General features: G+C 60.4%; 6 protein-coding genes, 2 tRNA genes, 3 rRNA genes and 1 pseudogene. All 12 read right to left on the reverse strand.

What is annotated here, in order from left to right; genetic code table 11:
• Nucleotides 1-33 precede the first annotated feature (33 nt).
• The 12 genes and pseudogenes from AT700_RS27910 to AT700_RS27965 all read right to left on the reverse strand — a co-directional run bounded on the left by AT700_RS27910 (nucleotide 34) and on the right by AT700_RS27965 (nucleotide 14,424).
• Nucleotides 34-933 carry a peptidoglycan DD-metalloendopeptidase family protein gene (locus AT700_RS27910; protein ID WP_003096656.1) on the reverse strand — a complete coding sequence of 300 codons (900 nt, stop codon included), beginning with the start codon at nucleotides 931-933 and terminating at the stop codon, nucleotides 34-36.
• 115 nt (nucleotides 934-1,048) lie between these two features.
• Nucleotides 1,049-1,950, reverse strand: a pseudogene (locus tag AT700_RS27915) (response regulator).
• A gap of 118 nt (nucleotides 1,951-2,068) precedes the next feature.
• The gene (gene phoU / locus AT700_RS27920) at nucleotides 2,069-2,797 is read right to left on the reverse strand and encodes a phosphate signaling complex protein PhoU (RefSeq protein ID WP_003096661.1); all 729 of its coding nucleotides are present in this window, start codon (nucleotides 2,795-2,797) and stop codon (nucleotides 2,069-2,071) included.
• Nucleotides 2,798-2,892: 95 nt separating this feature from the next.
• Nucleotides 2,893-3,726, reverse strand: coding sequence for a phosphate ABC transporter ATP-binding protein PstB (gene pstB, locus AT700_RS27925; RefSeq protein ID WP_048521742.1), 834 nt, complete (start codon nucleotides 3,724-3,726; stop codon nucleotides 2,893-2,895).
• A 15-nt stretch (nucleotides 3,727-3,741) separates the two neighbouring features.
• The gene (gene pstA, locus AT700_RS27930; RefSeq protein ID WP_003096667.1) at nucleotides 3,742-5,418 is read right to left on the reverse strand and encodes a phosphate ABC transporter permease PstA; all 1,677 of its coding nucleotides are present in this window, start codon (nucleotides 5,416-5,418) and stop codon (nucleotides 3,742-3,744) included.
• Between the two features lie 19 nt (nucleotides 5,419-5,437).
• Nucleotides 5,438-7,471 carry an ABC transporter permease subunit gene (locus tag AT700_RS27935; RefSeq protein ID WP_003121319.1) on the reverse strand — a complete coding sequence of 678 codons (2,034 nt, stop codon included), beginning with the start codon at nucleotides 7,469-7,471 and terminating at the stop codon, nucleotides 5,438-5,440.
• A gap of 422 nt (nucleotides 7,472-7,893) precedes the next feature.
• Nucleotides 7,894-8,865: a phosphate ABC transporter substrate-binding protein PstS gene (gene pstS / locus AT700_RS27940; RefSeq protein ID WP_003096673.1), complete on the reverse strand. Its 972-nt coding sequence runs from the start codon at nucleotides 8,863-8,865 to the stop codon at nucleotides 7,894-7,896.
• A gap of 403 nt (nucleotides 8,866-9,268) precedes the next feature.
• Nucleotides 9,269-9,384 (reverse strand): 5S ribosomal RNA (rrf, locus tag AT700_RS27945).
• A 143-nt stretch (nucleotides 9,385-9,527) separates the two neighbouring features.
• Nucleotides 9,528-12,418, reverse strand: a 23S ribosomal RNA gene (locus tag AT700_RS27950).
• A gap of 225 nt (nucleotides 12,419-12,643) precedes the next feature.
• Nucleotides 12,644-12,719: transfer RNA gene (locus tag AT700_RS27955), tRNA-Ala, on the reverse strand.
• A 28-nt stretch (nucleotides 12,720-12,747) separates the two neighbouring features.
• Nucleotides 12,748-12,824: transfer RNA gene (locus tag AT700_RS27960), tRNA-Ile, on the reverse strand.
• A gap of 64 nt (nucleotides 12,825-12,888) precedes the next feature.
• Nucleotides 12,889-14,424: ribosomal RNA gene (locus AT700_RS27965) — 16S ribosomal RNA — on the reverse strand.
• The 16S, 23S and 5S rRNA genes sit together here with 2 tRNA genes alongside, the layout of an rRNA operon.
• Nucleotides 14,425-14,490 lie beyond the last annotated feature (66 nt).

Raw genomic sequence — 14,490 nt, forward strand, 5'->3', positions numbered from 1 at the left:
ACGAGCCGGCGCCGCCACGGCGCCGGCGACTTTTCAAGGCTCGCGGACGATGGCGAAGTTCGGCAGGCTGTCGACCGGCTGGGCGAAGTCGTAGGGAATCGACTCCAGCGCCAGGCCGACGTTGCGCTGGATCACGAAGTGCAGGTGCGGCCCGCTGCTGTTGCCGGTGTTGCCGGAGCGCGCCAGCGGCGTGCCGACCTGGACCCGCTGGCCCTCGGCGACCAGTACCGAATGGCGCATCAGGTGCAGGTAGACGCCCATGGTGCCGTCGTCGTGCAGGATGCGGACGAAGTTGCCCGAGGGATTGTTGCCGCGCCCGCTCTGGTTGTTCTCGATCTTCACCACGGTGCCGCCGCGGGCGGCGATGATCGGCGTGCCCTCGGGCATGGCGATGTCCATCGCGTAGCGGCCCTTGGGGGTGAAGTGGCTGTACTTGCCATTGGCGCCCTGGGACAGGCGGAACGGCCCGCCGCGCCAGGGCAGCGGATAGCGATAGAGCAGCGGCTGCTGGCGCGGGTCGCCGAGCGCGTAACGCAGCTTCGGGGTGTAGCTCATCGGCTTGCCGGCCTTGCGCGGCGCCAGGGTCGCCAGGCGCACCTGGCTGCGCGCCGGGACCACCCAGCGAATCGGCCCGTCGGGCACCCCAACGGCATTGCGCGGGTTGCGGATCCGCAACTCGACCTCGACCGGCGCGTAGAGGTCGTTGCGCACCTGCAGGGTCTCGCCACCCGCGTGCTTCTTCGTCTCCAGCTTCACTTCCCGTTCCAGGTGCTCGACCATCCGGTCGCGGAAGACGAACACCTGCGCCCCGGCCACGGCGCGGTCGGAGTAGGTCACCACGCCATTGGCGTCGGTGTACTTGTAGATGGTCAGGGCCGCAGCCGGAGCTGCCGCGGCGAACAGGCCACAGAGAAGGAGAAGGCGCCCTAGCATGACTGCACGGATCGTGTCGTTCTGGTTATCCCGAATCGGCAAGACTAGCAGCGCTTTATTGCCAGGGCGAGACGACAGCGAGCGGGCTGTGAACGGATCGTCGGGAAAAAACCGCTCAGGCGCCGGGAACGTAGTGCTTCTGGGTACTTCCGCGGGCGATCAGGCGCGACAGGTAGTCGAGCTTCTGCGGGTCGCGGTCGACGAAACGCAGGGTCAACAGCAGCCAATCGCTATCCGGCTTCGGCTCCAGCGCGGCGATGGCGTGCAGGTAGCCGTTCAGGCGCGCCACGTCGCTGTTTTCCTCGAGGTCCAGCACCGCGCTTTCCAGCACCTGCGGCAACGGGTCGGCGCGCTTCACCACCAGTTGCGCTTCCTTCAGACTGACCGCCTTGATCACGCAGGGCATGCTGCTCTGCGGCAGGCGCAATTGCGCCTGCCCCAGCGGGTTGCCGCTGCCGGCGGGACGCGCGCTGGCCTGGGGAGCCGAAGCCGGCTTCGGCGCGGGGCCGGTTTTGCCGGACTGGCGGCGGGCTTGATCACCTCGGCGCGACCACCGGTCAGGGCGGCCAGCGAATCGTTGGCCATGCCGCTGGCGATCTCCCGGCGCGGCGCGTGGGCCGCCAGGGCTTCCAGCTTGCCGCTGCGGCTCAGGGCCTTCTTGATCTTGGCCACCAGTTGGTCATTGGAGAATGGCTTGCCGATGTAGTCCGACACCCCGGCCTGGATCGCCTGGACCACGTTCTCCTTGTCGCCGCGACTGGTGACCATGATGAACGGGGTAGTCTTGAGGTTTTCCTGGGCACGGCACCAGGTCAGCAGTTCGAGGCCGGACATCTCCGGCATCTCCCAATCGCAGAGGATCAGGTCGACGTTCTGCCGACTGAGCAGTTGCTGGGCCTTGCGGCCGTTCACGGCCTCCTCGATATGAAGGCCGGGGAAGTTGTCGCGCAACCCTTTCTTCATCAGATCTCGGATGAAGGGGGCGTCATCCACCACTAGCGCGCTGACTTTGCTCATCGACTTCTCCTGGACAGGTCCGCCTAGGATAGCCTCCCCTGCTGGCAGGATGCCAAGCCTTGCTGCAGTCGCGCGAAGAAACAAGGCTCCAGGTCAAGGGAGCCTTGCCTGCGGAAGATCACTCGCCGCGGTTGTTCTCGACCTCTTCCTTCATGCGGGTCAGGCCGATGTGGCGAACGTCGGTGCCGCGAACCAGGTAGATCACCAGCTCGGCGATGTTGCGCGCATGGTCGCCGATGCGCTCCAGCGAGCGCAGGGCCCAGATGATGTTGAGCACGCGGGATATCGCCCGCGGGTCTTCCATCATGTAGGTGACCAGCTCGCGCAGGGCGGTCTTGTACTCGCGATCGACGGTCTTGTCGTACTGCGCCACGGACAGCGCCAGGTCGGCATCGAAGCGGGCGAAGGCGTCCAGTGCCTCCTGCACCATCTTCTGTACCTGGCTGCCGATGTGCCGAACCTCGACGTAGCCGCGCGGCGACTCGCCTTCCTCGCACAGCTGGATGGCGCGGCGGGCGACCTTGGAGGCCTCGTCGCCGATCCGCTCGAGGTCGATCACCGACTTCGAGATGCTGATGATCAGGCGCAGGTCGGAGGCCGCCGGCTGACGCCGGGCGAGGATACGCACGCACTCCTCGTCGATGTTGCGCTCCATCTGGTTGATCTGGTCGTCGATCTCGCGGACCTGCTGGGCGAGGCCGGAGTCGGCGTCGATCAGCGCGTTGACCGCGTCGTTGACCTGCTTTTCCACCAGCCCGCCCATGGCCAGGAGGTGGCTGCGCACATCCTCCAGCTCGGCGTTGAACTGCTGGGAGATGTGATGGGTGAGACTGTCTTTGTTGATCATGTGGGGAATCCTTCTGGAGCCGCTGCGACCGGTGACATCAACGAGCTACGGAGAGCGCCGGAGGCAGCGGTATCGCCGCGCCTCCGGACGCGCCGCTAGCCGTAGCGGCCGGTGATGTAGTCTTCGGTCTGCTTCTTCGCCGGGTTGGTGAACAGCGTATCGGTGTCGCCGAACTCGATCAGCTTGCCCATGTACATGAACGCCGTATAGTCGGAAACCCGCGCGGCCTGCTGCATGTTGTGGGTAACGATGACGATGGTGAACTTCGACTTCAACTCGTAGATCAGCTCTTCGATCTTCAGCGTGGAGATCGGGTCCAGCGCCGAGCACGGCTCGTCGAGCAGCAGCACTTCCGGTTCCACCGCGATGGTCCGGGCGATCACCAGGCGCTGCTGCTGGCCGCCGGACAGGCCGAGGGCGGGCTCGTGCAGGCGATCCTTCACCTCCTCCCACAGCGCAGCCCCCTTCAGCGCCCACTCGACGGCCTCGTCAAGTACGCGCTTCTTGTTGATGCCCTGGATACGCAGGCCGTAGACCACGTTCTCGTAGATGCTCTTGGGGAACGGGTTGGGCTTCTGGAACACCATGCCGACGCGACGGCGCAGCTCGGCGACGTCGACGCCCTTGGCGAAGATGTTGTGGCCATCGAGGCGAATCTCGCCTTCGACGCGGCAGCCATCCACCAGGTCGTTCATCCGGTTGAAGCAGCGCAGCAAGGTCGACTTGCCGCAGCCGGACGGGCCGATGAAGGCGGTCACGCGCTGCTTCGGAATGTTCATCCGGACGTCGAAAAGGGCCTGCTTGGCGCCGTAGAACAGGTTCAGCCCGGGCACTTCCAGTTCGACACTTTCGGAAGCCAGGTCGAGGCTCTGGCGGTCGCGGCCGAGCGCATCGAAGTTGATGCCGTGGCTGGCGGTCTCGTTTTGCATGGGAAGCTCCCTCAATCAGTTTTCCAGGGCCTTGTACTTCTCGCGCAGGCGATTGCGGATCGCGATGGCGGAGAAGTTCAGCAGGGCGATCACCACGACCAGCAGCAACGCCGTAGCGTATACCAGCGGCCGTGCGGCCTCGACGTTGGGGCTCTGGAAACCGACGTCGTAGATATGGAAACCGAGGTGCATGATCTTCTGGTCGAGATGCACGTACGGATAGTTACCGTCGACCGGCAGCGACGGTGCCAGTTTCACCACGCCGACCAGCATCAGCGGCGCCACTTCGCCGGCGGCACGGGCCACGGCGAGGATCAGGCCGGTCATCATCGCCGGGCTGGCCATCGGCAGGACGATCTTCCACAGCGTTTCCGCCTTGGTCGCGCCGAGCGCCAGGGAGCCTTCGCGGACCGCGCGCGGAATCCGCGCCAGGCCTTCCTCGGTGGCGACGATCACCACCGGCACGGCGAGGATCGCCAGGGTCAGCGAGGCCCAGAACAGCCCGGGGGTACCGAAGGTCGGCGCCGGCAGGGCCTCGGGGAAGAACAGCCGGTCGATGGAACCGCCCAGCACGTAGACGAAGAAACCCAGGCCGAACACGCCGTAGACGATCGCCGGTACGCCGGCGAGGTTGTTCACGGCGATGCGGATCACCCGGGTCAGCGGCCCCTGCTTGGCGTACTCGCGCAGGTAGACCGCAGCGATCACGCCGAACGGGGTGACGATCAGCGCCATCACCAGGGTCATCATCACGGTGCCGAAGATCGCCGGGAAGATACCGCCCTCGGTATTGGCCTCGCGCGGATCGTCGCTGAGGAACTCCCAGAGCTTCTTGAAGTACACCGTCATCTTGGTGCCCAGGCCCATGGCGTTGGGCTGGTAGGCATGCACCAGCTTGCCAAGGGTGATTTCGCTCTCGCGGCCGCTGGCGTCGCGCATTACCACGCTGTCGCGGTTGAACTCCTGGTGCAGGCCGTTGAGCTGCTCTTCCAGGACCTTGTAGCGCGCCTGCAACTCGCTGCGCTCGGCGGCCAGGTCGGCCTGGGCGGCGGCGTCCAGCTTGCCGTCCAACTGCAACTTGCGCTCTTTCAGGCGCAGGCGCTCGAGACCGTGGTTGATCCCGCCGATGTCGCCCTTCTCCAGCTTGTAGAGCTTGGCGTAGAGGTCATCCACCCGCTGCATGCGCTTCTGCAGTTCGCCTACCGCGGCGTCGCCTTCGGCGACCACCTGGCCGTTCTCCTTGACGCTCAGCAGGTAGCCGTAGAAGTTGCCCCACTCGCGGCGTTCGAGAACCATCAGCGCTTCGGGACGCTTGATGTCCTGCAGCCACTCGCCGACGACCCAGGAGAAATCGCTGCCGTAAAGCTCGCGGTTGCCCAGCTTGAGCAGCTCGCGGGTCATGAATTCGGGGCCGGCCTCCGGGACCGGCATGCCGGCGCTGCGCAGGCGCGCGCGCGGCACTTCCTCGGCCTGGACCACCTCGCCGATCACGGTCTTGGCGGCTTCGCCAGGGATCTGGTAAGTCGCCTCGATGACGTTCGCCGGCCAGAAGTGGCCGAGGCCGCGTACCGCGATCACCGCCAGCAGGCCGATGGTCATGATCACCGCGATCGACACCGCGCCGGCGTTCATCCACACCCAGGGCGAGCCGCTGCCGAACCAGGCTTTGACGGTTTCCTGTTTCTGTTTCACAGAGCTATACCTCCGCCGCTTACAACGACGCGTATTTCTTGCGCAGACGCTGACGGATCAGCTCTGCCAGGGTGTTCATCACGAAGGTGAACGTCAGCAGTACCAGCGCCGAGAGGAACAGCACGCGGTAGTGGCTGCCGCCGACCTCCGACTCGGGCATCTCCACCGCGACGTTGGCCGCCAGGGTGCGCATCCCCTCGAAGATATTCACTTCCATCACCGGGGTATTGCCGGTCGCCATCAGCACGATCATGGTCTCGCCGACGGCGCGGCCCATGCCGATCATCAGCGCCGAGAAGATGCCTGGACTGGCGGTCAGGATCACCACGCGGGTCAGCGTCTGCCAGGGCGTGGCGCCCAGTGCCAGGGAGCCGTAGGTGAGGCTGCGCGGCACGCTGAAGATGGCGTCCTCGGCGATCGAGAAGATATTCGGGATCACCGCGAAGCCCATTGCCAGCCCGACGATCAGGGCATTGCGCTGGTCGTAGGTGATGCCCAGGTCGTGGCTCAGCCAGAGGCGCATGTCGCCGCCGAAGAAGGTGGTCTCCAGGTGCGGGCTCAGCCACAGGGCGAAGGCGCCGACGGCAAGCACCACCGGGATCAGCAGCGCGGCTTCCCAGCCGGCCGGCAGGCTCAGACGGATACGCTCGGGCAGGCGACTCCAGAGCAGGCCGGCAAGAAGGATGCCCAGCGGCGTCAGCAACAGCAGGCTGAACACACCCGGCAGGTGGCCTTCGACGTAGGGCGCCAGGAACAGGCCGGCGAAGAAGCCGAGGATCACCGTCGGCAGCGCCTCCATCAGCTCGATCACCGGCTTGACCTTGCGGCGCATCGCCGGAGCCATGAAATAGGCGGTGTAGACGGCGGCCGCGATGGCCAGCGGAGCTGCCAGGATCATCGCGTAGAAGGCGGCCTTGAGCGTGCCGAAGGTCAGCGGCGAGAGGCTCAGCTTCGGTTCGAAGTCGGTGGTCGCGGCGGTGGACTGCCAGACGTAGGCCGGCTTGTCGTAGCTCTCGTACCAGACCTTGCCCCAGAGCGCGCTCCAGGAGATTTCCGGGTGCGGGTTGCTCAGGGCGAAGCGGTGGATCTTGCCACCCTGCTCCAGCAGCAGGCGGTTGGCCCGCGGCGACAGGGTGATGACCCCGGAAGAGTCGGCGACCGGCTGGACCAGCAGGGTACGGTGCGCGGTGCTGTGGAAGACGCCGAGGTTGCCCTTCTCGTCCAGGGCGATGAAGCCCTTGCGCCGTTGTTCCGGAGCGATGGCGCTGATCGGCGCGCCATCCAGGTTGAAGTCGCGAACGTGCGACAGGCGCGGTTCGCCGTCGGTATCGCGAGCCATGAACCACTGGGCGATGCCACCCTTGGAGTCGCCCACCAGCAGCGAGATGCCGCCCAGCAGTTGGGTGCTCGCGGTGACCTCGGCGTTGGGGTCTTCCAGCAGCTTGTAGCGACCGTTCAACTGGCGGCTGTGCAGGTCGAACACATCGGCGGTGGCACGTCCGTTGATCACGTACAGCCACTGCTTGCGCGGGTCGAGGTAGATGGCTTTCACCGGTTCGGCGATCTGCGGGAGTTCGATGCGCTCCTCGTCCAGCGTGCTTTCGCCGGTCAGCATGTTCTCTTCCCGAGTCATGCTCAACAGCAGCAGTTGCTTGTCGACGGAGCCAGCCAGCAGCAGGCTGTCGTCGCCGGCATTGATGCTCACATGCTCCAGCGGGCGGCCCTGCGGATCGAGACCGATCGGGGTCTCGCCGTAGGGGAAGGCGATCTCCGGGGTGATGGTCTTCTTGTTGTCCGGGTAGGTGACCTTGTAGGTGTGCTGGAACACCAGCACCTGTCCGTTGGACAGGCCCAGGGCGACCGTCGGGCTGCCCGGCTGGTCCTGGGCGATCGAGCGGATCTCGCTGCCCGCCGGAAGCGGCAGAGCGACACGCTTCAGTTCGACACCGGTCTTGGCGTTGAAGAAGAGAATCTCGCCCTGGCCGCCGACGCGCATGGCCACCTGGTTCTGCTCCTCGATGCTGAGCAGCAGGGGCACCTGCGCCTGCTGCATCCAGGCCGGAGTCAGCGCTTCGCGGGTCTCCAGGTCGGCGCCGCGGAACAGCGGGAGCACGACGTAGGCCAGGTAGAAGAAGATCAGGGTGATCGCCGCCAGCACGGCCAGGCCGCCGACCAGCACGTACCAGCGGGTCAGGCGGTCCTTGAGGGCACGGATGCGGCGCTTGCGTTGCAGGGCTGGCGTATTGAAGTCAATCCGCTCGGGAGCAAGGGAGGAGTTCATCGGGGAGTTGGCCATGTCGTTCATGGGGTGACACCCTAAAGGCTCTGTATGACAGACAGATGACAGCAACATGACGCAACAAAGCCCGCCAGCAGAGCCTCGCTGGCGGGAAAGGCCGGCGGATCCTAGCGCCCGCCGGCAGAGCTTTCATGCCTGGACGGCCCATCGCTGGGCCATCCGCTCAAGTCACTGGATTACAGGCCCAGTTCCTTGATCGCCTTCTCGGCCACCTTGGCCGGCAGCGGGATGTAGCCGTCCTTGACCACGACCTGCTGGCCGGTCTTGGACAGGACCAGCTTGAGGAACTGAGCCTCCAGCGGGTCCAGCGGCTTGTTCGGCGCCTTGTTCACGTAGACGTAGAGGAAGCGCGACAGCGGATAGGTGCCGTTCAGGGCGTTCTGCTCGTTGTCCTCGACGAAGGCAGCGCCTTCCTTCTTGGCCAGGGCCACGGTCTTCACGCTGGCGGTCTTGTAGCCGATACCGGAGTAGCCGATGCCGTTCAGCGACTGGCTGACCGACTGCACCACGGAAGCCGAACCCGGCTGCTCGTTGACGTTCGGACGGAAGTCGCCTTTGCACAGGGCTTCTTCCTTGAAGTAGCCGTAGGTGCCGGAAACCGAGTTGCGGCCGAACAGTTGCACCGGCTTCTTCGCCCAGTCGCCGGTCAGGCCCAGGTCGCCCCAGGTCTTCACGTCCTGCTTGCTGCCACACAGGCGGGTAGCGGAGAAGATCGCATCGACCTGCTGCATGGTCAGGCCTTTGATCGGGTTGTCCTTGTGCACGAAGATCGCCAGGGCGTCGACAGCGACCGGGACGGCGGTCGGCTTATAGCCGTACTTCTGCTCGAAAGCCTGCAGCTCGACGTCCTTCATCTTGCGGCTCATCGGGCCCAGGTTGGCGGTGCCTTCGGTCAGGGCCGGCGGCGCGGTGGAAGAACCGGCAGCCTGGATCTGGATGTTCACGTTCGGATAGAGGCGCTTGTACTCCTCGGCCCACATGGTCATCAGGTTGGCCAGAGTGTCGGAGCCGACGCTCGACAGGTTGCCCGACACACCGCTGGCTTTCTGATATTCCGGCAGCGCCGGGTCGATCGCGGCTACCGCGGAAGCGGCGCCTACGCCTGCGGCGACGAACGTCAGGGCCGCCATCAAACGCTTGAGTTTCATGCCTTGCTCCTTGGACAGGATGGGGTTGGATGGAACGGGGGCCAGTATCGTCAGGCCGCATGAAGACTCTATGAAAGGAATGTGACAGTTGGATGAAATGCCATCAGCCTTCCGACATTTTTCCGCAAGCCTTGGGAGAAGCCCTGCCACACCCCTAAAAGCCTGGAAACACAAGGGCTCCAGCCTTTCACGGAGGGGCCCGGGAGGCCCTCTGGAGCGCGTTTTCGATCCGCCTGGGGGAGGTAGCCGTCCATCCGTTTCATGCAGGATGGGTAGTTTCCAGGGCAATTGTGACAGTCGCCGCCGGCATTCGCAGTCGAGAAAAGAAGCGAGGAAGCACGCCTTTTTCCGCGCGCAAAAGCAAAACCCCCGGTCATCGCTGACCAGGGGTTTTGGGATAGGAGCTTGACGATGACCTACTCTCACATGGGGAGACCCCACACTACCATCGGCGATGCGTCGTTTCACTTCTGAGTTCGGGAAGGGATCAGGTGGTTCCAACGCTCTATGATCGTCAAGCAATTCGGTTGGATATCCGTTCGCTTGGGCTTACGTCTATCCGGATTCAGGTATGTGATTTCAAGGTGTTTGCGGTTCATGCGAACTTTCGGTTCGTCGACTTCACCTTACAACACACAATCATCAGATTGTTTGGGTGTTATATGGTCAAGCCTCACGGGCAATTAGTACTGGTTAGCTCAACGCCTCACAACGCTTACACACCCAGCCTATCAACGTCGTAGTCTTCGACGGCCCTTCAGGGGAATCAAGTTCCCAGTGAGATCTCATCTTGAGGCAAGTTTCCCGCTTAGATGCTTTCAGCGGTTATCTTTTCCGAACATAGCTACCCGGCAATGCCACTGGCGTGACAACCGGAACACCAGAGGTTCGTCCACTCCGGTCCTCTCGTACTAGGAGCAGCCCCTCTCAAATCTCAAACGTCCACGGCAGATAGGGACCGAACTGTCTCACGACGTTCTAAACCCAGCTCGCGTACCACTTTAAATGGCGAACAGCCATACCCTTGGGACCGGCTTCAGCCCCAGGATGTGATGAGCCGACATCGAGGTGCCAAACACCGCCGTCGATATGAACTCTTGGGCGGTATCAGCCTGTTATCCCCGGAGTACCTTTTATCCGTTGAGCGATGGCCCTTCCATACAGAACCACCGGATCACTAAGACCTACTTTCGTACCTGCTCGACGTGTCTGTCTCGCAGTCAAGCGCGCTTTTGCCTTTATACTCTGCGACCGATTTCCGACCGGTCTGAGCGCACCTTCGTACTCCTCCGTTACTCTTTAGGAGGAGACCGCCCCAGTCAAACTGCCCACCATACACTGTCCTCGATCCGGATCACGGACCAGAGTTAGAACCTCAAGCATGCCAGGGTGGTATTTCAAGGATGGCTCCACGCGAACTGGCGTCCACGCTTCAAAGCCTCCCACCTATCCTACACAAGCAGGCTCAAAGTCCAGTGCAAAGCTACAGTAAAGGTTCACGGGGTCTTTCCGTCTAGCCGCGGATACACTGCATCTTCACAGCGATTTCAATTTCACTGAGTCTCGGGTGGAGACAGCGCCGCCATCGTTACGCCATTCGTGCAGGTCGGAACTTACCCGACAAGGAATTTCGCTACCTTAGGACCGTTATAGTTACGGCCGCCGTTTACCGGGGCTTCGATCAAGAGCTTCGCTTGCGCTAACCCCATCAATTAACCTTCCGGCACCGGGCAGGCGTCACACCCTATACGTCCACTTTCGTGTTTGCAGAGTGCTGTGTTTTTAATAAACAGTCGCAGCGGCCTGGTATCTTCGACCAGCCAGAGCTTACGGAGTAAATCCTTCACCCTAGCCGGCGCACCTTCTCCCGAAGTTACGGTGCCATTTTGCCTAGTTCCTTCACCCGAGTTCTCTCAAGCGCCTTGGTATTCTCTACCCGACCACCTGTGTCGGTTTGGGGTACGGTTCCTGGTTACCTGAAGCTTAGAAGCTTTTCTTGGAAGCATGGCATCAACCACTTCGTCATCTAAAAGACGACTCGTCATCAGCTCTCGGCCTTGAAACCCCGGATTTACCTAAGATTTCAGCCTACCACCTTAAACTTGGACAACCAACGCCAAGCTGGCCTAGCCTTCTCCGTCCCTCCATCGCAGTAACCAGAAGTACAGGAATATTAACCTGTTTCCCATCGACTACGCTTTTCAGCCTCGCCTTAGGAACCGACTAACCCTGCGTCGATTAACGTTGCGCAGGAACCCTTGGTCTTTCGGCGTGGGTGTTTTTCACACCCATTGTCGTTACTCATGTCAGCATTCGCACTTCTGATACCTCCAGCAAGCTTCTCAACTCACCTTCACAGGCTTACAGAACGCTCCTCTACCGCGTCACTTACGTGACACCCGCAGCTTCGGTGTGTGGTTTGAGCCCCGTTACATCTTCCGCGCAGGCCGACTCGACTAGTGAGCTATTACGCTTTCTTTAAAGGATGGCTGCTTCTAAGCCAACCTCCTAGCTGTCTAAGCCTTCCCACATCGTTTACCACTTAACCACAACTTTGGGACCTTAGCTGGCGGTCTGGGTTGTTTCCCTTTTCACGACGGACGTTAGCACCCGCCGTGTGTCTCCCATGCTCGGCACTTCTGGGTATTCGGAGTTTGCATCGGTTTGGTAAGTCGGGATGACCCCCTAGCCGAAACAGTGCTCTACCCCCCAGAGTGATACATGAGGCGCTACCTAAATAGCTTTCGAGGAGAACCAGCTATCTCCGAGCTTGATTAGCCTTTCACTCCGATCCACAAGTCATCCCCTACCTTTTCAACGGGAGTGGGTTCGGTCCTCCAGTCAGTGTTACCTAACCTTCAACCTGCTCATGGATAGATCGCCCGGTTTCGGGTCTATACCCAGCGACTAAACGCCCTATTAAGACTCGCTTTCGCTACGCCTACCCTATACGGTTAAGCTTGCCACTGAATATAAGTCGCTGACCCATTATACAAAAGGTACGCAGTCACCTAACAAGTAGGCTCCCACTGCTTGTACGCATACGGTTTCAGGTTCTATTTCACTCCCCTCTCCGGGGTTCTTTTCGCCTTTCCCTCACGGTACTGGTTCACTATCGGTCAGTCAGTAGTATTTAGCCTTGGAGGATGGTCCCCCCATGTTCAGACAAAGTTTCTCGTGCTCCGTCCTACTCGATTTCACTTCAAAGATCCTTTCGCGTACGGGGCTATCACCCACTATGGCCGCACTTTCCAGAGCGTTCCGCTAAAATCAATGAAGCTTAAGGGCTAATCCCCGTTCGCTCGCCACTACTAAGGGAATCTCGGTTGATTTCTTTTCCTCAGGGTACTTAGATGTTTCAGTTCCCCTGGTTCGCCTCTTGCACCTATGGATTCAGTACAAGATACCTAGGTTATCCTAGGTGGGTTCCCCCATTCAGAGATCTCCGGATCAAAGTCTGTTTGCCGACTCCCCGAAGCTTTTCGCAGGCTACCACGTCTTTCATCGCCTCTGACTGCCAAGGCATCCACCGTATGCGCTTCTTCACTTGACCATATAACCCCAAGCAATCTGGTTATACTGTGAAGACGACATTCGCCGAAAATTCGCGCTTGAACTCGCAAATTTTACCTTGACTTGAATGATCACCAGTGAAAGAGATCATTCAGTCTTACTTCTATCACATACCCGAATTTTAAAGAACAGTTCTGGTGCAAAGACCAGAAATCAATGTTCATTCACGAACATTCATTTCTGAGCTTTCGACGATTGTTTTAGATGGTGGAGCCAAGGAGGATCGAACTCCTGACCTCCTGCGTGCAAAGCAGGCGCTCTCCCAGCTGAGCTATGGCCCCGTATCGGATCACGCAGCACACCAACAATTGGTGGGTCTGGGCAGATTCGAACTGCCGACCTCACCCTTATCAGGGGTGCGCTCTAACCAACTGAGCTACAGACCCAATCGTCTAACCAGTGAATCAAGCAATTCGTGTGGGAGCTTATGAAGAAGCTGAGATCTTCGATTAAGGAGGTGATCCAGCCGCAGGTTCCCCTACGGCTACCTTGTTACGACTTCACCCCAGTCATGAATCACTCCGTGGTAACCGTCCCCCTTGCGGTTAGACTAGCTACTTCTGGAGCAACCCACTCCCATGGTGTGACGGGCGGTGTGTACAAGGCCCGGGAACGTATTCACCGTGACATTCTGATTCACGATTACTAGCGATTCCGACTTCACGCAGTCGAGTTGCAGACTGCGATCCGGACTACGATCGGTTTTATGGGATTAGCTCCACCTCGCGGCTTGGCAACCCTTTGTACCGACCATTGTAGCACGTGTGTAGCCCTGGCCGTAAGGGCCATGATGACTTGACGTCATCCCCACCTTCCTCCGGTTTGTCACCGGCAGTCTCCTTAGAGTGCCCACCCGAGGTGCTGGTAACTAAGGACAAGGGTTGCGCTCGTTACGGGACTTAACCCAACATCTCACGACACGAGCTGACGACAGCCATGCAGCACCTGTGTCTGAGTTCCCGAAGGCACCAATCCATCTCTGGAAAGTTCTCAGCATGTCAAGGCCAGGTAAGGTTCTTCGCGTTGCTTCGAATTAAACCACATGCTCCACCGCTTGTGCGGGCCCCCGTCAATTCATTTGAGTTTTAACCTTGCGGCCGTACTCCCCAGGCGGTCGACTTATCGCGTTAGCTGCGCCACTAAGATCTCAAGGATCCCAACGGCTAGTCGACATCGTTTACGGCGTGGACTACCAGGGTATCTAATCCTGTTTGCTCCCCACGCTTTCGCACCTCAGTGTCAGTATCAGTCCAGGTGGTCGCCTTCGCCACTGGTGTTCCTTCCTATATCTACGCATTTCACCGCTACACAGGAAATTCCACCACCCTCTACCGTACTCTAGCTCAGTAGTTTTGGATGCAGTTCCCAGGTTGAGCCCGGGGATTTCACATCCAACTTGCTGAACCACCTACGCGCGCTTTACGCCCAGTAATTCCGATTAACGCTTGCACCCTTCGTATTACCGCGGCTGCTGGCACGAAGTTAGCCGGTGCTTATTCTGTTGGTAACGTCAAAACAGCAAGGTATTAACTTACTGCCCTTCCTCCCAACTTAAAGTGCTTTACAATCCGAAGACCTTCTTCACACACGCGGCATGGCTGGATCAGGCTTTCGCCCATTGTCCAATATTCCCCACTGCTGCCTCCCGTAGGAGTCTGGACCGTGTCTCAGTTCCAGTGTGACTGATCATCCTCTCAGACCAGTTACGGATCGTCGCCTTGGTAGGCCTTTACCCCACCAACTAGCTAATCCGACCTAGGCTCATCTGATAGCGTGAGGTCCGAAGATCCCCCACTTTCTCCCTCAGGACGTATGCGGTATTAGCGCCCGTTTCCGGACGTTATCCCCCACTACCAGGCAGATTCCTAGGCATTACTCACCCGTCCGCCGCTGAATCCAGGAGCAAGCTCCCTTCATCCGCTCGACTTGCATGTGTTAGGCCTGCCGCCAGCGTTCAATCTGAGCCATGATCAAACTCTTCAGTTCAATACTGCTTGGGTTTTGAGAAAACCCTAAACTTGGCTCAGCAATCGCATTCTCTTAAAAAGAGAT

The sequence above is a fragment of the Pseudomonas aeruginosa genome, assembly GCF_001457615.1.
Taxonomy (GTDB): Bacteria; Pseudomonadota; Gammaproteobacteria; order Pseudomonadales; family Pseudomonadaceae; genus Pseudomonas; species Pseudomonas aeruginosa.

Coding starts and splice junctions, on each gene's coding strand:
- AT700_RS27910 (WP_003096656.1), bottom strand. CDS start 933: ATGCTAGGGCGCCTTCTCCTTCTCTGTGGCCTGTTCGCCGCGGCAGCT.
- AT700_RS27935 (WP_003121319.1), bottom strand. CDS start 7,471: ATGCAGCAGGCGCAGGTGCCCCTGCTGCTCAGCATCGAGGAGCAGAAC.
- pstS (WP_003096673.1), bottom strand. CDS start 8,865: ATGAAACTCAAGCGTTTGATGGCGGCCCTGACGTTCGTCGCCGCAGGC.
- phoU (WP_003096661.1), bottom strand. CDS start 2,797: ATGATCAACAAAGACAGTCTCACCCATCACATCTCCCAGCAGTTCAAC.
- pstB (WP_048521742.1), bottom strand. CDS start 3,726: ATGCAAAACGAGACCGCCAGCCACGGCATCAACTTCGATGCGCTCGGC.